Annotated in this window: 16 protein-coding genes; 7 read left to right on the top strand and 9 right to left on the bottom strand. The window is 39.3% G+C overall.

Annotation, left to right across the window (positions count from 1 at the left end; all coding sequences use genetic code 11):
* Positions 1–47: 47 nt before the first annotated feature.
* Complete coding sequence (locus ACY650_RS14105) at positions 48–2936, top strand: CHAT domain-containing protein (RefSeq protein WP_462248280.1); 2889 nt, start codon at positions 48–50, stop codon at positions 2934–2936.
* Here the strand turns inward: ACY650_RS14105 and ACY650_RS14100 are convergent.
* The 4 genes from ACY650_RS14100 to ACY650_RS14085 are packed head-to-tail and all read right to left on the bottom strand — an operon-like array spanning position 2933 to position 11907.
* The gene (locus tag ACY650_RS14100; protein WP_462248279.1) at positions 2933–4990 is read right to left on the bottom strand and encodes an OmpA family protein; all 2058 of its coding nucleotides are present in this window, start codon (positions 4988–4990) and stop codon (positions 2933–2935) included. The two genes, ACY650_RS14105 and ACY650_RS14100, sit on opposite strands and share 4 nt — an antisense overlap.
* Positions 4991–4997: 7 nt before the next feature.
* Positions 4998–6035 carry a PorP/SprF family type IX secretion system membrane protein gene (locus tag ACY650_RS14095; RefSeq protein WP_462248278.1) on the bottom strand — a complete coding sequence of 346 codons (1038 nt, stop codon included), beginning with the start codon at positions 6033–6035 and terminating at the stop codon, positions 4998–5000.
* Complete coding sequence (locus ACY650_RS14090; RefSeq protein WP_462248277.1) at positions 6035–7234, bottom strand: flagellar hook assembly protein FlgD; 1200 nt, start codon at positions 7232–7234, stop codon at positions 6035–6037. The genes ACY650_RS14095 and ACY650_RS14090 overlap by 1 nt, the downstream gene beginning before the upstream one ends.
* 8 nt (positions 7235–7242) lie before the next feature.
* Positions 7243–11907 (bottom strand): beta strand repeat-containing protein, encoded by a 4665-nt coding sequence (locus ACY650_RS14085; protein WP_462248276.1) that lies wholly within the window; start codon positions 11905–11907, stop codon positions 7243–7245.
* Between the two features lie 238 nt (positions 11908–12145).
* Between ACY650_RS14085 and ACY650_RS14080 the strand changes: the two genes are divergently transcribed.
* The gene (locus ACY650_RS14080) at positions 12146–12634 is read left to right on the top strand and encodes a DUF6252 domain-containing protein (protein ID WP_462248275.1); all 489 of its coding nucleotides are present in this window, start codon (positions 12146–12148) and stop codon (positions 12632–12634) included.
* 65 nt (positions 12635–12699) lie between these two features.
* Here the strand turns inward: ACY650_RS14080 and ACY650_RS14075 are convergent, their stop codons facing one another.
* The 3 genes from ACY650_RS14075 to ACY650_RS14065 form a co-directional block, all read right to left on the bottom strand.
* Complete coding sequence (locus ACY650_RS14075) at positions 12700–15999, bottom strand: CARDB domain-containing protein (protein WP_462248274.1); 3300 nt, start codon at positions 15997–15999, stop codon at positions 12700–12702.
* Between the two features lie 9 nt (positions 16000–16008).
* Positions 16009–16371: a hypothetical protein gene (locus tag ACY650_RS14070; RefSeq protein WP_462248273.1), complete on the bottom strand. Its 363-nt coding sequence runs from the start codon at positions 16369–16371 to the stop codon at positions 16009–16011.
* Positions 16372–16433: 62 nt separating this feature from the next.
* A complete protein-coding gene (locus tag ACY650_RS14065) occupies positions 16434–17993 on the bottom strand; it encodes an NAD(P)/FAD-dependent oxidoreductase (RefSeq protein ID WP_462248272.1) in 1560 nt (519 codons plus the stop codon).
* A gap of 55 nt (positions 17994–18048) precedes the next feature.
* Here ACY650_RS14065 and ACY650_RS14060 point away from each other — a divergent pair, with 55 nt between their 5' ends.
* The 4 genes from ACY650_RS14060 (at position 18049) to ACY650_RS14045 (ending at position 20085) form a co-directional block, all read left to right on the top strand.
* The gene (locus ACY650_RS14060; RefSeq protein WP_462248271.1) at positions 18049–18408 is read left to right on the top strand and encodes a cupin domain-containing protein; all 360 of its coding nucleotides are present in this window, start codon (positions 18049–18051) and stop codon (positions 18406–18408) included.
* Between the two features lie 63 nt (positions 18409–18471).
* On the top strand, positions 18472–18981 hold the full coding sequence (locus tag ACY650_RS14055; protein ID WP_462248270.1) for an RNA polymerase sigma factor: 510 nt from the start codon (positions 18472–18474) through the stop codon (positions 18979–18981).
* On the top strand, positions 18971–19543 hold the full coding sequence (locus ACY650_RS14050; protein ID WP_462248269.1) for a hypothetical protein: 573 nt from the start codon (positions 18971–18973) through the stop codon (positions 19541–19543). Before ACY650_RS14055 ends, ACY650_RS14050 begins: the two co-directional genes overlap by 11 nt.
* A gap of 35 nt (positions 19544–19578) precedes the next feature.
* Entirely contained in the window at positions 19579–20085 is a 507-nt protein-coding gene (locus ACY650_RS14045; protein WP_462248268.1) for an N-acetyltransferase family protein, read from the top strand.
* Here ACY650_RS14045 and ACY650_RS14040 read toward each other — a convergent pair.
* Both ACY650_RS14040 and sppA read right to left on the bottom strand, forming a co-directional pair.
* Positions 20058–20693, bottom strand: coding sequence for a DUF2306 domain-containing protein (locus ACY650_RS14040; protein ID WP_462248267.1), 636 nt, complete (start codon positions 20691–20693; stop codon positions 20058–20060). The two genes, ACY650_RS14045 and ACY650_RS14040, sit on opposite strands and share 28 nt — an antisense overlap.
* 52 nt (positions 20694–20745) lie before the next feature.
* Complete coding sequence (sppA, locus tag ACY650_RS14035; RefSeq protein ID WP_462248266.1) at positions 20746–22479, bottom strand: signal peptide peptidase SppA; 1734 nt, start codon at positions 22477–22479, stop codon at positions 20746–20748.
* A gap of 83 nt (positions 22480–22562) precedes the next feature.
* Here sppA and folK point away from each other — a divergent pair, with 83 nt between their 5' ends.
* Positions 22563–23054, top strand: a complete 492-nt coding sequence (folK, locus tag ACY650_RS14030; RefSeq protein WP_462248265.1) for a 2-amino-4-hydroxy-6-hydroxymethyldihydropteridine diphosphokinase — start codon at positions 22563–22565, stop codon at positions 23052–23054.
* Positions 23055–23056: the final 2 nt, after the last annotated feature.

The raw sequence follows: 23056 nt of genomic DNA, 5'->3' as shown, positions 1-23056 counted from the left end.
ATAGAATGCGTTATCCTTATTAACTTAAAAGGATACCACTAGTTAAAATGCTACGATATACACTCATATTATTGATATCAGCGGTGTGCCTAGGTTCATACGGACAGACATGTCTTCAGAAACTTGATAGTGCTGAACACTTTAAATACTCGTACCCGCTAAAATCTAAATTTTATGCTAACTCACTCCTCACAGATCTAGACTCTGGAAAGTGTGTGACCGAGATAGGTATTGCAGGGCTTTACAATAATGTAGGATTGATACTATGGGAAGTCAATGATAAGCAGAGAAGCTTGAATGCACTACACAATGGACTTGCCTATGAAGTAGAGACTAAAGATTCTTTGAATCAAGATTTACTTGGCATCTATTATAACCTATCCGCACTATATCAAGAACTCGGAGAATTTGATAAGTCAGGTAAATTCTTAGAACTCGCAGGTCGAGTAACTACTGCTAAACTAGCTGATGATACCAAAGCCCAAATTCGCTATTTATTTAGAAAAGGTGTTTATCACCGGGAAGTAGGAAATTTTCAAGAAAGTCTCGACGCGCTAAATGAAGCATTAAACTCTGGAAGAACATTTAGCGACTCAATCAGCATAGCCTTGCAAGTAGAATTGGGTACAACATACCGACACTTTGGTGACTTGAATAAAAGTGAAACGGAATTACTAAAAGCCATAGAGATGGCTAAAGGAAAAGATGAAATTCAATATTTCCGAGCCATAGACAGGCTATCAGCATTGAAAATTGAGCAAGGAGAATACTCAGATTCTGAAAACTATTTGCTCCACAATCTGGAAAAGAAAAATGCGAACTACAAAGATGATAAAGTCATGCTTCTGGAAACGCTCAATGGACTGAGCATTCTTTATTACAGGCTCAATGATTTACAGACCGCAAATAATTACATGGAGCAAGCATTAGAGGTGGCTGGAGATATAAGAACTATCCGTCCTTACATGATTAATAATCTTGGAACCATTTATAAAAGACAAGGTGATATTGAAAAAGCTGAAGAGTGTTTTAAAGAAAGCTCGCAGGGATTTCTTGATTTGTTCGGTTCGATGAATCCAGATTATGCAAGCAGTTTGAGCAATCTTGCAAGCATATATAAAGACAAAGGAGATCTTCCCAACGCACTTGATCTATACATGAAGGTGCTTGATATGGATAAGATCATCTATGGCACTGATCATGCAAACTATGCCACTTCGCTTAACAATGTGGCCCTCTTGTACCTACAGTTTGGGAATTATTCACTGGCAGGCAAGCTTTTAACAGAGGCAAAAAAAATACGAGCGAACACACTTGGTAATTATCATCCGCTCTATATCAAAACGGTCAATGACCTTGGGTTATACTACATGATCGTTAAAGACTATCAGTCGGCCATGGAGTCTTTTGACCATGCATTGGACGCGGAGATCAAACACATGCAAGATATTTTTCCAGTGCTCACTGACAATCAACGAAAGTTATATTTTGATGAAACACGATACAATATTGGTCGTTTTTGTGCGCTTGCATTCGCTGATGAAAACATCGATTCTAAGTATGCACAAAATGCACTAAACCATTTTCTGAATACGCGAGGGATACTCTTCTACGCTTCAGAAAAAATGAGAAAACTGATTCAAAACAGTGATGACAACAAAATCAAGAAAGATTATAACACCTGGCGTGAGAAAAAGTACAGCCTTGCTCAGGCATACCTACTCACTGAAGAAGATAGAATTAAGCAAGGAATTTCTATATCGACACTCGAAAAGGAATGTGCTGATCTAGAAAAAGATCTTTCAAGAAAATTTAAAGTTTTTGCTGACCAAGAAAAATCTACTTACCATCATTGGGGTGAAATAAGTCTTGCTCTGGAGGATAGTACGGCCATGGTAGATATTATCCAATTCCGAAACTACTCTGTAGATGTTGTTGATGAAAAAATCGAACAAGGATTTGAAGACGAATCTCACTATATGGCTTTCATCATCAAAAAAGACAGTGTGATCAAGACAGTAAAACTGCCCGCAATAGACTTCACTAAAGGCTTTGCAACTTATAGAAACTCATTACAATACGGTGTAAAAGACAAATACAGCTACGATATATTTTGGAAAGCTGTTGATGAACATTTGGATGATGTGAACAAACTATATCTCTCACCAGATGGAATATATCACAAGTTGAACCCAGTGGTATTTTATGATTATCAGGCTGGAGAATTCATGTCAGACAAATATGATGTCATAAACATCACTAGTGGTAAAGATCTACTATACAGAGAAACGCCAGAGTTTATAAGAGACGCCAAAATATTTGGTAATCCGGATTTCTCAAAAATTGAAGGATACACACTCAACCAGCTTCCTGGTGCAGAGCGAGAAGCCAATGACATAAGTGAAATACTGGACGTAAGACGATGGGATACTGAAACTTTCTACTACTCCGAAGCCACAGAGGATAGAATTAAAGATTTCACAAATCCAGGCATTATTCATATTGCTACGCATGGGTATTTCATAGATGATCCAAACTACACGGATCCATTGCATAGCTCAGGGCTATTCCTTAGCAAAACTGAATCCAGCGCTAATGATGGCCTTCTATCTGCATATGAAGCAATGAACCTGGTACTTGATCAAACCAACCTTGTTGTGCTTGCTGCATGTGAAACAGGACTTGGTCAAATTCAAAATGGGGAGGGTGTATTTGGACTACAACGTGCATTTCTTGTAGCTGGAGCTCAAAACGTTCTGTTATCTCTTGTAAAGATCGATGATCAGGCCGCGCGAAACTTTATGAATTTATTCTATAAGCAATTGCTGGTAGTGAAGGACCCACAAAGGGCCTTTTTCAATGCGAGAAAAGAATTTAGAAAAGTAGATACAAATCCATACAATTGGGGTGCATATATATTGGTATCCAAAGGTTAATTCTTAGCCGAAAAGAACTTCAGGCTTTCTTCATCTACAAATAGGTTGATTGGACGCTCCACGTCTCCATCCTCATAAACTCGAATGGTACTACCTGCTTTTACATTGCCTTTCATACCACCATTCCACTCTCTGAGATCCTCATAGTCTACTCCTAAAGTTTCAGCGATCTTATCTAAGGAAGTAGATCTTCTGACAATGTATGTTTTGGCTTGATTCAATTGTAAACCACTCGCAGCTTTTACTATGACTTCAATTCTTCTTCTAAATATCCTCCTAAACCAATGATCCTTACCAGAAGAAGGAATCTCTCCTCGTGCAAATACATTGATCTGCGCTGAATCAATGCCTAAAGAAACAAGATACTCTTTAGCAGATTCGCCTCTTCTTTTACTAAGAACCTGATTCGCCGCATTCGGGCCTATGCTATCTGTGAAGGCCAAAATATCAATAGATTGGAAGGTGATGTCTTTTAATTGCTCAGCCAAACTTTTCAAGCCCGATTTAGCCTCCGCCCGCAACGTATACGTTCCATAATCATAATAGAGTTTTTCAAATCTCAATTCAGCTACTTCGCCTTCTACAACTTCAACTGTATTATCCTCTAATATTTTTGGTTTTGGCTTAGAGGGTCTAACAGGCTCAAATAAATCATAACCTGCATAATCTTCTACTCGGAATGTCACCAAATCAAGCGATTCAATATCTCGAAACTTTGAGGCTAAACGTGCATCAATTAAGGACTCTCCAGAAATCAAAAGCGATAAGAAAAGACGTTCGTTGTTCACATCAAAACTGAAAACATTTAGAATCTCATGATCTTCTCTATTTGAGGATAAAAATCCAACCGTATCAGATATTGCAAAATAAGTGTCGTCCCAAGTAGAATTAAATGGATCGCCTAAGTTGTAAATCTGAGGTTCAAAAAAAGACTCGCCCTTTGCGGCATACAAATCGTATCCACCATAACCAACGTGTCCATCACTCGCAAACAGCAAACATTGGAATGCAGAGGAAAAGTAAGGTGTTATCTCATTCTCAGGTGAATTAATTACAGATCCCATGTTTATCGCGGGAGTCCACGATTCCTTTTCCAACCCCTTCAAGCTCATCCAGATATCACTACCTCCGTTTCCACCAGATCTATTTGAACTAAAAAATAGTGTATCACCTGTTACTGATATTGCGGGCTGCTTATTCTCGGATCCAGGCTCATTTATGTATGAATTTAAAGCTACAGGTTCTGTCCAACTACCATCTTCCAGGTAACTTACCATAATACTACACGCGGCTCCTTCTTCATCCTGGCAAGAAGAAAAATAGAATGTACTTCCGTCCTTGGTAAAAGAACCTGAACCTTCTGGCCACTTAGTGTTTAGTTTAGAGAATTCTTGATTAGAGGATGACATTCTAAAGCGTCCATTATTTCTACTCTCAAACGAAACCAGATCAGGTAGGAGTCCTTCATATTGCAACTCTTCATATTGCGTTCCAGGAAGATTCCGAGTAGTTGCCAACACTACATGATTGTTAGAAGGATTAATAACAGCTCCAAAATCATGAAACTTACTATTGATTTCCTCCATTACAGCAATTGTGAATCCTTTGTTAGCTTTCTCTTGCCTCAACGCAAGCTGACACCCCTCGCTTTGTTTACGAGATAATTCTACCAAATATGGTTCCGCATCTGGTACTGAAATCAAAAACGAATAAATGGAGTCGGCCTCATCAAATCTTGTTTCTTGCTTTAACAGCCCAGCATAGCTGTACATAGAGCGTGCTCTATATTCATGATTAGGGATGTTACTCAATTCCAAAAAAACTGTCTTAGCCTCTTCATATTGCAAGGTTTTATTGTAGCAATCAGCTAATCGAAACCTTGCAAAAAAGTTACTTGTGTCTATTCCGGCTATTTTATCATAAAACTCAATAGCATCATTATAGACACCATTCTCATAATGCTCATCGGCCAGCCTTAGCAATTTTGGAACAGATTGACAAAATGCAGTCACACTTATAAATAAGCACACAAAAACGGTGAGTGTTCTTCTCATTTATTCGTTAAAATATCGGACTCGAAATATTTCTCAATGGTGTTGAGAGATCAAGGTTGTAAGTTAATGAAACCTCGTAAGTTGGAAGGTCTGCACCTAGTTGCTCGCTAATGTCGAAGGATTGTGTATTTAGATCAAAGCTAAATCCCAACTTCAAATTGTCTATTTCAAAACCTGCTAACGCAATGATGGAATCCTGCAATCGATACCATGATCCAAATTGTAGATTCACAGCAGTCTTAGATCTGGGAGAACTAATGAGTGTAGAAAAATAGACTCCAGTATTTACCTGATAGCTACCTTGAGAATAAAGAACATAGGTTGATGGATGAACATACCATCTTGGAGCCATATTGATTTTGGCTGATGCAAATGTTTTAAACAATAGACTCTTCCGTGCTCCCTCAAGTCCATCAATTGAGACATTCGCTCTATTCAGATTATCAACACTTAAACCGACAAGGAAAGCTTTATCTCTGATGTATCTATTTTCATTATCAAAAGCAGAATAAATAACTCCGAAATTGAACGTTGGATATAATACAGGATTTGCGCCTAGCTCTTCTCCTGCCTGGGTATTATCAAAACCGATATATCTATTGAATTGAGATCCCCAAGTAAGGCTTGTGCCATCAATGGTATGCTGTACTAAACCTCCCTGCAAACCAAATACTATTGTTCTATTTGATAGTCGGCTAAGTCTTATTGCATAAGCACCAGTGAGCAATATCTTTTTAGAGTTGTAGATGCCCTGGAAACCCCTTTTCTCCTGAAAGAATGTAACTCCAGCTCCACCTATTTGATGGTCCTTACTTGTAGTTCTCTTGAATGGATAGGTAAATGTCACCTGCATCAATTCGAAAAAAGAATCGGCGCTTGGGGATCCTCCTCTTTTATAATTGCTATTAAAGGAAAGATTGGGGATAGTTCCAGTAAAAGCTGGATTTAATACACTAGAGCTTGCAAAATATTGAGAAAACTGACCTTCCTGACCTAGGGCCTTTAAGGAAAGAGCGATCCATGCTATGTAGATGAATTTTCTCATTATTTTGCTAAAAGTACTGTTCCAACCTGACTATACTCCTCTGAATCTGCAACTATTCGTATGTTGTAATAATAGACACCCTCAGGTGCCTCAAGGCCTGAATTTAATGTGCCATCCCAACTATAAAGGGAAAGATCTAAATCAGTTCCATTTTCACCTACAGTGAATATCTGCTTATTGAAAGAATCATAGATAGCAATTGATACTGAGGTAATGGCTAAACCAGTAAAATACGGTCTGAATATTCTATTTTCTTCGAGCATTGCATTCGGAGCAAACGCTTTTGGAATATACAATCTTGGCACATCAACTAATGGGATTAAAGCAATGGCTAGTCTTCTCCCTTCATTGGTGATAAGTATTGATTCATCTGAAGTAATTATACCCGTAGAACTAAATGGGTCTACTGTATTTTGAGAGCCGCTTAACGCATGATATAAAGTATCCGCTTCTGAGAAAATGGCTATTGCTGGAGTATACAGGTTGGCCCGAATTGATTCTCCATTTGAGAAATTATTTAAATCTACTCCGGAAAAATTAACTGATACTTGAGCGTTTGTTGCTTCCCCTGATACTTTCAATATCCATTCCACTTCATCACTCAATCCAACCATTTCTTCATCTGGAAGTAGTGTATTCTGATCCGGAATTTTACATTCTACAGAAACTATTGCACCAGCTTCCAAATTTGAAACTGTGACGTAATTGGGAGAACCATTTACACCCATAGGAAAAGTAACAGGCCCTCCTTGTGATATCCCAATAAGTTTACCTTCTACATAACCTGACCCTGCTCCCTCAAAGCTACCGCTTACCAAAAGGTCTTCTTCATCTTCCGCCTCTACTACTCCACTTACTGTTTCTAATGCTCCAGAAACGACGACCTGTTCTGTCAATAAAGTCAGTGTACCCTGTTTGTCAACAATAAAATCTCCAACGTCTAGCGTTGTTCCTCTTAGTTCCTGATCATCAATTCCATTGAATTTAATATTACCAACATCCTGATTGAGCACAAAATCCAAGTTTCCGTAGCTGACAATAGTCCCCGTATTATTGAGTGTGCCATTCAAAGTTGTATTGCCTCCAAAGAAAAATTTGGTACCGTCCCCCAGATATAAGGTCGTTTGATTACCGAAAGTAACATTCTGAGCAACAAGTGCTCCAGGTAAAAGCAATATGAAATACAGTAATCGTTTCATTGCTCCTATTATTTCAATGATCTGGATATTTCAACCCATGCAGATCCTATATAGACTAGATGTAGCGTGCTGTTAGCGACTCCAGGATTAAAAGAAGGAGTTGCAAGGTCAATGTTACCACCTTCATTAATTACTGCATCCCCTAAAGTAACCAAAATAATTTCCTGTCCTTGACTGCCAGCCGAGATATTGGTAATGTTTACACTAGCATCTAGGGTAATAATTCTTGAAGCAGGTGTAAATCCGTCTCCTGGTGCAGTAACATTGGAAACTGAACTTACAAGATTACCTGTCACTTCTAAATTGTATCTGGTACCTGTAGCTTCTCCCAGCGTCACAGTATTTAAAGCAGTGGCACGAGCGCCAGTACCAATAGCTACAGAACCAGGAGCTGTTGCACGAGCATCAGCACCAATAGCTGTAGCGCTTAGTGTTGCTTGTGCATCTCTTCCTATTGCGATATTGTCAGTTGAGTTTGTAGGTCCACCAGCAAGAACCGCTCTTGTTCCTATAGTAATATTATCACCACCTGTTGCCATATTCGCACCTCCAGATTGGAAGCCTATTGCAATATTGCCACCTGCTGTCGTTAGCGCCGTAGCAACTTCACTCCCTATTAGAACATTTCCACTTCCTGTTGTAACTCCATTTCCGACTGTTCTACCAATGAAAGTGTTATCTGCACCTGATGAAAGCATACCTCCAGTTCCAGCCATTTCGGTAATTAGGTTAAATGAACCTTGAACACGACCAAAATTTTGCGCCCATCTTCCCACACCGTTAGCGTCTGAGGTCAAAACGAAGCCTAATCCTGCTCCGTCAAATATCTGAATTGGGGCAGTGGTGTTGTCAATCAAAATCGCTGGATTATTCACACCGTTCATATCGTAAAATACTCCGCTACCGGTAGAACCCGAGGTACGATCAAATCTTGCAAGATATGAAGTAGCTCCATTTCCATTTGATCTCACCTCCAAAGCAGGATCATTGTGAGTAGTATTCGTTACGGCAAATAGCGCGGCTCTTCCTGCACCAGTTTGCTCTATATCAAGTAATGAAAGTGCATTTGCTTCCGTCGCAGCATATGGCAAGGTTAGCGGCTCATCTAGTGGAACCCAGCCACTTCCTGATCCATCAGTATTTCCTTCAAAATTTGATCCAGTCCACCTTAACATCCCTTCTTTTTCTTCCCCGGGATCCGGGGTACCTAGTTCCAGACCTCCCTCGACCTTTATATTGCCATCGTTCAGCATTTCCATCCAAGTTCTAACATCTCCTGCCATTGAAATATCAACTATTGAATTAGCTGCACCATTAGGAGCATTTAAGAATGAGATTTTTCCGTCATCAAAGAATATGAATGAGACTGAATCTGTATTTGTTCTTCTAAGTTGATTGTCTGTTGCATTGCTATAATCTGGGTATACGTTAGAGAGTATTGCATCACCATTGATCATTTCAGTAGCATTTTCGAAATGGCCAAATCCAAGCTCATCCCCTATTTGAAGCGGAGAAAGAGGATTTGCAACGCCAATACCAATCGGTGCATCAGTAGTAATTCCTGCACCTGATCCAGCATGTGTTATGCTAAGTACTGCGGTATTATTTGAAGCATTATTTATCCCAAATGTAGCTCCATGACCTAATCCAGATGTAAATAGATTTAGTGCCTGAGCTGTTCCTGAGGCATTATCATAAGATATTCGAGCAGCATCACCTGCACCAGTACTTTGTGCTAGCAACGCATATGAGTTAAAAGCCCCATCTGAAAGTGCCTCTAAGGCAGGCACTACGCTACCCGTATTGGATACTTGAAAAAGTCCTGCTCTGAAAGTACCAGTTTGTGTAATTGAAAATGCATCGGACGTATTATCAGACCCTGAATAAGGCAGAATAAGGCCCGCGTCAACTGCTGCATCCAACTCTTTGATCGCTGCCTCTACATCTGTAGCCGCTGCTGAAAGTATCAAATCTCCAGTAGGATCGTATACAACAGCTGGCGCATCTTGTATTTCGTTCGATGGATCGCTGTCTGCATCTCCTGCACTTACTAGTGCATCCAACTCTTTGATCGCTGCCTCTACGTCTGTAGCCGCTGCTGAAAGTATCAAGTCTCCTGTAGGATCGTACACAACAGCTGGCGCATCTTGTATCTCGTTCGATGGATCGCTGTCTGCATCTCCTGCACTTACTAGTGCATCCAACTCTTTGATCGCTGCCTCTACATCTGTAGCCGCTGCCGAAAGTATCAAATCTCCTGTAGGATCGTATATAACAGCTGGCGCATCTTGTATCTCGTTCGATGGATCGCTGTCTGCATCTCCTGCACTTACCAGTGCATCCAACTCTTTGATCGCTGCCTCTACGTCTGTAGCCGCTGCTGAAAGTATCAAGTCTCCTGTAGGATCGTACACAACAGCTGGCGCATCTTGTATCTCGTTCGATGGATCGCTGTCTGCATCTCCTGCACTAACTAGTGCATCCAACTCTTTGATCGCTGCCTCTACATCTGTAGCCGCTGCTGAAAGTATCAAGTCTCCTGTAGGATCGTACACAACAGCTGGCGCATCTTGTATTTCGTTCGATGGATCGCTGTCTGCATCTCCTGCACTTACTAGTGCATCCAACTCTTTGATCGCTGCCTCTACATCTGTAGCCGCTGCTGAAAGTATCAAGTCTCCTGTAGGATCGTACACAACAGCTGGCGCATCTTGTATTTCGTTCGATGGATCGCTGTCTGCATCTCCTGCACTTACTAGTGCATCCAATTCTTTAATCGCTGCTTCAACATTGGTTGCTGATACTGAAAGCACTAAATCACCCGTCGGATCATAGGCTACTGCAGGTGCATCCTGTATTTCGTTTGTAATGCTATTGTCTGCATCGTCCACATTCAAACTCAATGTCGAGCCACTACTTAGCGTAATATTTCCTGGTGTAGCGTCTGTACTGATATCTTGAATCTCATTAGTGATACTGTTATCTGCATCATCTACATTCAAGCTCAATGTAGAGCCACTACTTAGTGTAATGTTTCCTGGCGTTGCGTCAGTACTAATATCTTGTATCTCGTTGGTAATGCTATTATCAGCATCATCTACATTTAGTGACAAAGTTGATCCACTACTTAAGGTTATATTTCCAGGAGTGGCATCTGTACTGATGTCCTGAAGCTCATTGGACGAATCTCCATCTCCGTCACCAGCGTTTATCAAAACATCCAACTCTTTAATCGCTGCTTCAACATTGGTTGCTGATACTGAAAGCACTAAATCACCCGTCGGATCATAGGCTACTGCAGGTGCATCCTGTATCTCATTGGTGATGCTATTGTCTGCATCGTCCACATTTAAACTCAATGTCGAACCACTACTTAGCGTAATATTTCCTGGTGTAGCGTCTGTACTGATGTCTTGCAGCTCATTGGTAATACTATTGTCAGCATCATCTACATTCAAGCTCAATGTAGAGCCACTACTTAGCGTAATGTTTCCTGGCGTTGCATCTGTACTGATGTCCTGAAGCTCGTTGGACGAATCTCCATCTCCGTCACCAGCGTTTATCAAAACATCCAACTCTTTAATTGCTGCTTCAACATTGGTTGCTGATACTGAAAGCACTAAATCACCCGTCGGATCATAGGCTACTGCAGGTGCATCCTGTATTTCGTTTGTAATGCTATTATCAGCATCATCTACATTCAAGCTCAATGTAGAGCCACTACTTAGCGTAATGTTTCCTGGCGTTGCGTCAGTACTGATGTCTTGTATCTCGTTGGTAATACTATTATCAGCATCATCTACATTTAGTGACAGCGTGGAACCCCCTGTAATAGTAATGTTTCCAGGAGTAGCATCCGTGCTAATATCTTGGCTTTCAGCTGTTATATATCCTACATCATTATTAAGCAACCCTACATTTTCACCAGCCACCATAACATTCGCACTCAATTTATTCTCTGAAATGTTGGCTCCGGTGCTTATATCTGCATCCACGATGGTGTTATCCTGTAGTTCCAAAGAAGAAACAACACCTACATCAATATTAAGGCCTGCTTGAAAACTTCCTTGTATGTCTCCTGCTGGAAGCGAAGTAGTTTGGACGACATCATCAGTTTGATCCAGATCCAGATTTGTTGGGATACCAGATAATTCAGTCCAATCTATTCCATCTTTAATATTCGCAGGAACAGTAGGATCACTCTCAGTTAAGAGAAAGCCCGTCGATAGTAAGTCAATCGTATTACCTCTATCTACCGATAGGTTTGTACCAGTAAGACTTAGGTTTTGATTATCCGTATTTATGCTGCTTAGGTCAATAGTATTGCCATTGTCAATGGTAAGATCCGTTCCAGATAATGTCAGGTTTTGATTGTCTGTATTTGTATTTGCTACCCAATTCGGTGCTACCCAGAAGTAAAAAATATTGTCTTCGTTATCAAATACCATTAATCCGTTGTCTGCAGCGGACAAAGATGAACTCATGGCTGTCCTTTGAGCATTCGTTAAACTAGGAATTAGAAGGCCTTGATCTCCATTCGGTGAAACTAGATGCAATACCGCATTGGGATTGGGTGTTTCGGTATTAATACCAGCTGTGAATTCTTGAGCGTAGGTGAGTTTAATGCATAGCATAGCTAGCAATAAAACAATTGGTCTCAGGGTAGCTTTCATTGGTTTTGATTGTTTTATGGCAACTTCAAAAATACCATAATGAAGTGCATCCAACTAACACTCATTTATTAATTCGATATAGCGTAGAAATCGATAGACAGGTGTACAATTCTGGGGAATAAATCCAATTTGAGCATTATATAATCCAATATACCGTGAATCACGGATATAAAATCGGTTGATGATGGTATTGAAGTAGAGCCTATTCACCTTGAACTTAGCTCTAAAAAACATAGTCATGAAAACGATTAAATTATTCGCCTATTTATTTATTGCAACAGTTTTAATCTCTTGTGGTGGAGATTCCGATGGAGATGCAGGACCTACCGGTAATAGCCTTTCAGCTACAGTCACGGGAGACATTACTGCAAATTTTAGTGCTTCTGGAGAAATTCAAGGACAACAATTAGTTCAGGTAACTCTGACAGATAGTGGTGTTTTAGCAATTGTAGCTTCAGAAGGTACTGGCAATGCAATGTCAATTTCAATTGCCAGCTATGATGGTGCAGGTAGTTACAGTCTAAATATTGGAAATAGTAACACAGCAACATTTACATCTGTAAACACTTCTACTTTCGAAACTACAGGTGTTACAGCTGTATCAGGTAGCATTGAAATTACTGTATCTGGAGATACAATTAATGGTACTTTCAGTTTTGACGGTGAAGGAAACAATGATGTTCAAGCATCTGTAAGTGGAGAGTTTTCTGTAACTCCTGAAGCATAAAAAAAGCAGGAATCAAATTCCTGCTTTTTTAAAATTGAGCTGATTCAATGAAGAATCAGCTTTTTTTATCTCTTCATAATTCTTACCAGCCTATCAGAATCTGCATTGGTCAGCTTTAAGAAATAGATTCCATTTGGATATGCATATAATGATATAGTTCCTTCGAACGAGTCATCATACCTAGTAAATCTGTGGTGCTGAATGATTCTTCCGTTTAGGTCAATTACATCAACCTCTAAAAATCCTTTGATATAATCATGTCCTGGGACAGAAATCTTGAATACACCATCTGTTGGATTAGGGGCAATTGTAATAGCATTTTCAATTGATGTCCCTAATACAAAATCAACAGTAAATTCACCAATCTCAACACATTGGCCATCATTTGACCTTACATGAATTTCATAAGTGCCTGAAGCAAGGTTTGAGAATACATTGGAAGATTGGAATGTCTCTCCACCATCCACACTGTATTCATATTCATCTCCACCAGTAGCTGTTATTTCGATGTTGCCGGTGTTGTCACCATTCTTTTCCTCGCTAATAGAAATAGATAAATCACAATCAAAACCAACAGTTACCGTTTCTTCGTACTCACAGTTACCATTTTGCGCTAAAACGAATACATCGTAGGATCCGCTCTCCAATTCATCAAACACCGGAGATTCTTGTAACGTCTCGCCACCGTCAATACTGTACTCATAGTTGTAGCTACCAGAAGCGTCAATTACAATTGAACCTAATGCATTAGCACTTTCATTTACAATATCTACAGTAGCTGTTAAGTTACACTCAGCACCTAAACAGAAATTAGTAGCCTCTGAAGAACCAAATTGACCATCTCCAGCAAAGATTATATTCCCTTCAGAATCTTCAAGAGAATAAGATCCTTCACCGAATGAACAGCAGATTCCATCATCGAAAGAATCAAAAATTTCAAACTCATAACAAGCATCTGGATCTAAGCATAGATACTCAGTAATTGTAGAAAATTGATCCGCATAAGGACCTCCACTTAAAACCACTAATCCATCGGAATCACGTAGTTCCCATGTGGTTTCTCCAGGATACTCATCAGTAGTGACGGTAAATACAACCTGATCTAAAGTATTGTCAAAATTCACAGAAAGATCAGCAGTATTATTCCCTGTAATCTCATCAGTAACTTCATTTGGATCAGCAAGTGTTATGGAAATATCATTATCTCCACTGATCAAGCTAGAAACATTTATTACTTCTACTTCAGATTCGCCTATTTCAAGTGATCCTGTCCACTCAATGGTTTCAACCAATGAAGCATTAAGTGAAACCTGTATATCTACAGATTCCAGTGCCAATTCCCCTTCATTAGTGATTTCAACATCGATTGTAACCTCATCATTACAAACCGAAGTAAGGCCGTCTATTGCAACACTAGCATCATTTTCTGCCAGTTTTGTAACTGTTTTGCTTTTGAAATTATTTCCTGTCACCTCATCAGCTGTATAGTCAATCTCAACGCCGATTAAGTAGTCTCCAAATGCAGAAAAGTCTACAGTCGTCGCAAAATCATGAGTAAGGCTTGCACCTGCAGCCAGATTTGTAGAATGCGTATACGTTTCAATTGTAACGTCATTCACTACTAAGATTAAGTCGAAGTTTATTGCATCTTGCGTGCCTATATTATCCACAGTAACAGATACAGTTTCGGTTGCTGTTAAAGAAGCAGATGTGTTAGGCTCATCAATAGAGGAAAGCGTCAAATCATTATCATTATCTTCCAACGTGAAAGAGAAGATCCTAGATACTGATCCATTATCAGAAGGATATTCAGTCGTATACCAGAAAGTTCTTTCATTGACCGGATCTACAGCCATTTGAGCATAGTCTCCAAATCGATCGCCAGGAATTGAAGTAGTACCGTCAACCACGTCCACTTCAGAAACAGTCATCGTTCCTAAATCGTCTTCTGCATATCTACCTGTAAATTTTACTCCGACAAATTCTTCTGAACTGGTAGTATTATATGCAAGACCAATATTACCATCCTTATCCATAGATATAGAAGGCATGAATCTATGTAAACCATCATCTGGAGCGTACGTTCCTTCCTGATAAAGTGTCCAATCTCCATCTGTTCTTCTTAGTTCCATCCATCTAATTCCAGCCAAATTGTCACCATCTGTCACGTCGGTAATAAAGCTGAGAACAATAGATTCATGCGTGCCAAAGTTTCTGTAATGAGGAAGATTCATAATTACTTCTGGAATTGCATCAATTCCTTGAGACGAACCTCCTTGTGTAAGGCATGCGAAATCCTGACCATTAGCATTGTCGCATGGAAACCCATCAAATGGTGTCGAAACTATGGATGTCAATGTAGCTGTAGTCTCCCCTTCAAGATCAACATCAAATGTGTATACCTCAACCACGTCATTTTCTACCTCTCCCCAAGACGAATCATTGATTTTCACAGCTATTGGATTAGAATCTGTAGGCGGAGTATCACCAATCCAACTAACAGGAGTTGTCACATAAAATCCTGCCTCAGTACTAGTATTTCCAGCTATTTCAACTCGTTGTGCTGGGATTTCAGCTTCTCCAGCTAAGAAAGCCGCACGATCGAAAAAATATTGGTGTAATGCACCAGGACCCTGCTCATTGGTCGTAACAAAATAATAGTCATTCCAAATTGCCCACTTCGGATAATCTGGGAAATTTGGTGGAGAAAATGCATATGCATTGTAGCTGCCCAATGGGTCACTTGTTTCAGAAATTGCAAAGAGTAAATTGGCCGATCCGAAAGGAGACGTAAACTCTGTTATGATCCAACGATCATATTCATGATCAAACAAAATAATAGGATCTCCTGCAGAACTCTCATTGATAGATGACCACAATGTATTCGCTGCAAACTGATCCACTAAAGTCCCATCAGTTTTATCATAAACTGCAATTGTAGTAGCATTAATTGCGTGGACGTAATAATCAAGACCAACATCTCCTGATGGATCGTTTGGTGATCCATTACCATTCCCATCAATATTTATTTCGGGAGTGATTGAGGCCACTGCTCGCAAATTGGAGTAATTATCTAGTTGTCTCAGTGGATCTGGACCTTGATGCTCCAATTCAGGTATTCTTGCATTACTACCTTGTCTTCCGATAAAATTTTGCGGCTTGGCCGTAACCTGCGCCTTAATTTTCGATTTCTTGTCTCGGTCTGTGGCCGAAACCCTTACTAACTCTCTTACGGGTTTTGTTTTCCCAAGATGAACAGCTTTCAAGCTGCTTACGTTTACATTTTTAAGCTGCTCTGTTTGGGATTGCCCAAAACAGACTACTGCTGTGATCAAAATGATCGCTGAAAATAATTTTCCTCTCATAACATTTATCTAAATAGGGTGTGTTTTGCCAGACTTTGTATTCTGTATTTGATCTGTTTTTTCCTTTTCATCTTTTAAAGAAGCTTTGATTATTCTATTGTCTTCTTTCAAAGAATTGATTAGCTCCAAAGCGCGTTCCTGCCCGCCTATCACTTTTAACATCCATTGATTTTGAGTACGGCTAATTCGCTTCATACTCTCGATTTGCATGGATTTTACAGATTCTAGATCTGCTGGAGAAATATTTTCCGTAAGCAAGAGAATCACAGGAATTGCCTCCTTAACATTGTTGGTCTGTTGTCCAGAACCAGTTGATTTGCATTGAACTAAAAGCAAAGCAAAGGCAATCAAAAAAGCATTTTTCAAATACATAATACCACAAGTTAACAATCAAAAATAGCTCTATCCTACGGTAATTCTTATTAAATCAAAATTTAATCTTTGTAAATGGCAATTACTCCTTCCATACAACGCTCTCCATCCATTGCTGCAGACACAATTCCGCCTGCATAACCAGCTCCCTCCGCACATGGAAACAGACGTTTAATCTCAATATGCTCACATGTCTCTTTATCGCGCGGAATCCTCACAGGTGATGAAGTTCTACTTTCCACTCCTACAATTTGAGCTTCATTGGTTAAATACCCTTTCATCTTTTTTCCGAAAAATTGAAACCCCTGCCTTAATCTCTTACCAATTGATGACGGTAGAACCTCCATCATATCAATTGATTTTAATCCAGGCTGATAAGAGGTATCAAGCAATGAGTTAGAAACTTTACCATTGACAAAATCAACTAGTCTTTGAGCTGGGGCTACTTGTGTTTCTCCCCCCATTTTCCATGCTTGCTTTTCGACATCTGCTTGAAATTCCATGGCAGCTAATTCTTCGTGCTTTTTATAGTTTATCGTTTCTTCAAGTTCTACAGCTACAACTATTCCTGAGTTAGCGTATCTACTATCTCTTCGTGAAGGACTCATCCCATTTACAACTAATTCTCCAGGAGTCGTAGCAGCTGGAACAATGAATCCACCTGGACACATACAAAAGGAAAAAACACCTCTTTCAGTACTTTTCAAGGTCGATTGTGCAACTAGAGAATATGCTGAAGCAGGCAAATAATCCCCTCTATCGTCACATTTATATTGAATTTGATCAATCAATTGCTGCGGATGCTCCACTCTCACTCCTAATGCAAATGGCTTTGCTTCAATTTTTACATTTCTATTTTTACACAATCTAAAAATATCTCTTGCCGAATGTCCGGTTGCTAATACTACAGCTACTCCCTTATGTTCCCCTACCTCAGTCTTGACTCCATTAATTTCTCCGTTATCAATAATGAAATCAATGACCTTAGCATTGAAATGAACTTCACCCCCAGAATTTTCAATCGTCTCTCTTAGGGCCGAAACTAACTTTGGCAATTTGTTGGTACCAATGTGAGGATGTGATTCAAATAAGATTTCTGGCGTTGCTCCATGAGCTACCAAGATTTCAAATATGCGACGTACACTACCTCGTTTTTTTGATCTGGTATACAGCTTCCCATCTGAGTAAGTTCCAGCTCCACCTTCTCCAAAACAATAATTACTTTCTGGGTTTACAATGTGTTCCTTGTTTATTGCTGCTAAATCCCTCCTTCTAGCTTGGACGTCTTTCCCCCTTTCTAAGACAATAGGCTTTAATCCATTTTCGATTGCCTTTATGGCAGCAAATAGACCTGCTGGACCAGCTCCAACAATGATAACAGGTTGCTTATTCCTAACATCATGTTCTTTTTTATGATATTCCACATACTCAACTGCAGGCGGAGTATCTCTTATTTCCACCCTAAGATTTACCTTGATATTTTTCTGACGAGCATCTACTGATCTTCTTAGGATATCTACAAATTGGTGTTTGTTCAATTTTCCCGAACTGGTTAGATATGATTCAAGAGCTTCTGAACTGAATCCAATTTCGGGAGTGACCACAATGTCGTGAATAGGCATAGTGCAAAATTAGTATTAGTAGCATTCTGACTTCCAATCCACTTATCTTTATATCATGAACATTCAAGATTATCTATCACAAGTGAATCAATACTTCTCGCCAAAAGTCATTGGGGAGGTCAATGATGTGTATGTAAAGGTTGCTAAAATCAAGGGCGAAGATATTCCATGGCACAATCATGCGCATGAAGATGAAGCTTTTTTCATACTAGATGGCGAACTCTTATTTGAGGAAGAAGGTAAAGATCCATTTACGATGAAGAAAGGGGATTTTTATGTTGTGAAAAAATCTGTCAACCATAGAGTCTCGTCCAAAAGTGAATGCCAAATCATGTTGATTGAAAACAAGAGTACCGCGCATACAGGTGAAGTCGATTCGCATGTAACAAAGAGCATCGAGGAGCAGCTCAATTAATTTTTTTCTTTCTTCTTGTAAGAAATCTCTACTTGCTAGGACTAGTGGGGTAACGATTCGAAAATGAAAGAAAGCGAACAGCGAGATATTTTTAACGAATGGCTAAATGGCTATCGAGCGTTACTCTTTAAAGTGATTAGGGCATATGCATCCACTGAAGAAGATCAAAATGATCTTTTTCAAGAGGTCTGTATGCAGATGTATCGCTCTATCCCAAATTTTAAAGGATCTTCAGCTGTTTCTACTTGGCTTTATCGAATAGCACTGAATACGGCTATAAAATGGAGTACAAGAGAAAGGAAACATGTTGATAGCCATACCGAGGTTGGAAATATGGTCAATATTTTGAAGTCAAATGATGAGCCTAAAGATGAACGTATCAGTTGGCTTTATGACCAAATCAAACAACTAAACCAAATTGACAGGTCGCTAACGCTATTACTCTTAGATGGCTATAGCTATAAAGAGATGTCCGACATGATGGGTATCTCTGAAAGCAACATCGGAGTGAAAATTCATCGAATCAAAAAACATTTAGTCAATAACTCAAAACAATACGAATATGGAGTTTGAGGAAATGAAAAAAGTTTGGAACGAACAAAAAGGAGAAACTATGTATGCGATCAATGAATCAGCCTTGCACCGAAGTGTGACAAGGAAGAAAAATGCGGCAAAAAGAAGAATCAATACCGTGGAAGTTAGTTTGATGATAATAAATAGTGCATGTTCTATATTTCTTTTAGCCGATGCAATTATCGACAAAGAGGGATTTTGGGATTATGCCGGTGCCGTAATGATGGCTTTAACTGTTGTGTTTCTAGCCTTCTTCCGATTAAGAAGAATGAGAAACGAACAAATATTTGATCGTACCATGCTGGGAGAATTGGATCACGCGATTGCGAGTAATGATTCAATAATACAGATTGCTACCATAATGATCTACTACTATTTGATTCCCGTTGGTATATTTTCATTTGGAAAAATGGTCTATTTCGGGGCTTCTCTAGAGAAGTGGTTATTAATTATTGGGATGTTTGCATTGGCCTTTTTTCTCGTTCGTTGGGAAAGAAAAGTATTGCATATTCCGCGAAAACGAAGCTTAATGGCTCTAAAGAAAAAGCTGACTGAGGAATAACTAGTGGTATCTATAAATCTGATTGACTAACTAATATGGATGACATTCAGATTTCAGAACTAACCTCAAAAAGTGAATTCGACTATCTCGCTTTGGTGCGACATGCATTAATCAATGATCATGATTGTTTTAGAATTTCACCAAATGACGATCTAGATATTCACTTTAACATCAATGACTCAAAAGAAGAATTTACGCTTGGTGCATTTTTAGACGGTAAACTGATAGGTGTTGTCTCCTTTAAGAGAGAAGGGACAAATAGAGAAAAGTTGCGACATAAAGGATTACTTACACGTATGATAGTTGCTGAAGAGCATCGAGGAAAAGGTATCGGCAAACACTTGATTTCAGAAGTCATCAAAAGGGCCAAAATGATAAACGGAATTGAACAAATTAACTTGACCGTTATCCCAACCAATGAAAAAGCTAAATGGCTCTATGAGCAATTTGGATTTATAACATATGCCTCAGAAAAAAATGCTATTAAGTGGAACGGGAACTACTACACTGAAGATCAAATGGCATTAGAGCTTCTAAGCTGATTAGTCCTACGAATCCAGTATAAGTGCACGACGATCAAGTTGGGAACCCAACACCACCAAGCAACAATTTTAAAAGCCAATGCAGGGTCTTTGAAGGTCATGATCAGAATTGGCATCCATAGCCTCAATGAAACAGCCGCAAAGCAGACTGCATAACTATATAACATGAATTGTTGGTGTTTTTCTATATCCCCTCTTTTAATCGAAGAGTAGCCAAGCAATGTAGTTATTACCCAGACTATTCCCAGCAAAGTAAAGCCCGTCTGACTGACTATTCCTTCGTTAGCATAAACTCCTAAATAAACTCCACTTAGTCCACCAATTACTGCAGTCACAACATAAACTTTCCCAATGGTCCGGTGCAAACCCATATTTTTATTTCGAAGCCTCTTACTAAACTGGAGCCAACCAATAAGCAATGCAATTCCTCCAGGTATGATATGGGAATAAAAGGCAATCTGCCAGAGGTTGCTTTCTAAAATTTCTTGTGATTTTTGAGTAAGAAGCCCCACATTGCCATCGGCAAGTAAGTAGATAATTGGATATAACCCTATGAGAGTACACAGAATACCAAAAACCCAGCGCCCAATGATGTTGATAACTTTCATATCATGTTAAATATATCATTCGACACCAATTAGTCATAATACTAGCTATTTACTATTCAACCTTTAAATCACCAGGCAGTCTTGCTTGAAGCCCTTTAAGCTGATGTAATTGCTTTGCTTTCTGTACCAATGGATCCGCATCAATCCCAAACAAAGTAAATTGAATTTTAGCATTCATTTTTTCCACTATCTCCTCGATAAATGGTTTTTGTTTAGGATAATATGCTATTGAATAGTCATTCTCAATTCCAGCTGCAATGGCGGCCAATTCTATTGCATCATTAAAATCTCCTAGTTGGTCAACTAAACCATTTTCAACTGCTTGTGATCCGCTCCATACTCTTCCACTAGCAATTCTTTTAATTTCTTCCTGCGATTTACCTCTTGCATCTGCTACCTTTTGGGTAAAGACTTCATAACCTTCATTGACACCTCGCTGAATGATCGCTCTTTCAGCATCTCGTAATGGTCTAGTTACAGTGTATATGTCAGAGAAATCACCTGTCTTAACTACATCATGAGTAATACCCACTTTATTCTCTAGGAATTCTCCAAAATTGAACCACATACCAAAAATTCCAATAGAGCCTGTGATCGTATTAGGCTGAGCAAGAATTGTATCTGCAGGCATCGCTATGTAATACCCTCCAGAAGCTGCGGCACCACCCATTGAAGCAATGATTGGCTTTTTACCTTTTGTAAGCATAAGCTCACGCCATATCATATCTGAGGCCGTCATGCTACCACCACCAGAGTTGACACGCATAACTATGGCTTTTACTTTATCATTATTTCTTGCTTTTCTAATTTCCTTCGCGAAAGTGTGACCTACAATGCCTTCATCTCCACCCATAGTTATATTACCCTCAGCCACAATAACAGCAATTCTATTGCTCGAATATGCTGATTCAGTGGAGGTAGCCTGAATGTATTTATTCATTTTCATGGTTCGAAGCTCTGCACTCTCTCTAAGACCAAGCTTTTCTTTAATTACACTCTTCAATTCGTCTTCGTACCCAAGGCTGTGAATTAGCCCGACGTCCACTGCATCCTGTGGTAGGTTTATCACCATTTGGCTAGAGATTTCACTAAGCTTATCAACCGGAATTTGAATTGAATTGGACACACCTTCCAAATAGGTTCCATACATGGAGTTTAACAGTTCAGTGTACTGAAGTCTGTTAGCTTCGCTCATATCTTTTCGGATGTAGGGCTCCACATAGCTTTTGAAATCACCAACTCTAAACACCTCTGGTTTGATATCCAGCTTATCAAACATGCCCTTATAGAAGGTAATATTGGCACTTAGTCCGTTAAACTCAATAGCACCAGTAGGATTAATGAATAAACTATCTGCCACAGAAGCAACATAGTAATCAGATTCACTAATGTACTCTCCGTAAGCATAAATGAACTTTCCTGATTCCTTAAATGACACCAATGCATCTCTTATTTCCTTCAACCCAGCATAGCTTCCAGCCATATACATGGGCTCGAGATAAATACCTTTTATTCGATCGTCTGTTTTCGCTCTTTCTATCGCTGTAACTATATCTAGCAGACTTTGTGGCGAAGGCCCATCCCCAAATGCATTGAGAAAAGGATCTTCAACTGCTTTTTCCATCAAGATACCCGACATAGGGAAATACAAAACAGAATTGGTCTTTACGGAGGGTACCTCATCAGTGGATGCAGATGCAATTAATCCTACCAACATAAAAAAGCCTAAAAATGTAAAAATGATTAGACCTAAAAGTGTGGCTAGTAAATTTCTTAAGAAAGCCATGTATATTAATTTGGAACGTTTAGTTTGTCTTTGAAACTCGCAAAAGTAAGACGAGGTTTGCAAACATTGGATTAAGAAAGTAGATGAACGGAATTTACATCCTGTTGGGTAGCAATATGGGCAATCGGTTGGAATACCTAAGAGAGGCCGAGAAGCAACTAATCCTTGAAGACATCAAGGTGGTTGACGAATCTTCTATTTATGAAACTGAGCCTTGGGGAAAGAGTGACCAAGATTGGTTCTTAAATGTTGTATTGCAAATCGATACCTCCAAAGAACCACAAGAATTATTAAAAACAATCCTTGAAGTAGAGGAACGACTTGGAAGAATCAGAAAAGCTAAGTGGGGCGAGCGATGCATAGACATTGATATTTTATACTATCATGATTTACAAATAGAAAACGAAAGATTGACCGTTCCGCATTCGGGTATTGAGGGAAGAAAATTCACACTTATTCCTTTAGTCGAGATGTGTCCATTAGAGCTACACCCCGTAAACGGAGAAACACAAATGCAAATGTTAGCTAAATGCTCGGATAAATTAGATTGCTTACTAACGGATTACAAACTCTAAAG

The organism is Ekhidna sp. (assembly GCF_963691765.1).
Classification (GTDB): Bacteria; Bacteroidota; Bacteroidia; order Cytophagales; family Cyclobacteriaceae; genus Ekhidna.
This window is presented reverse-complemented; position numbering and strand designations above follow the sequence as displayed.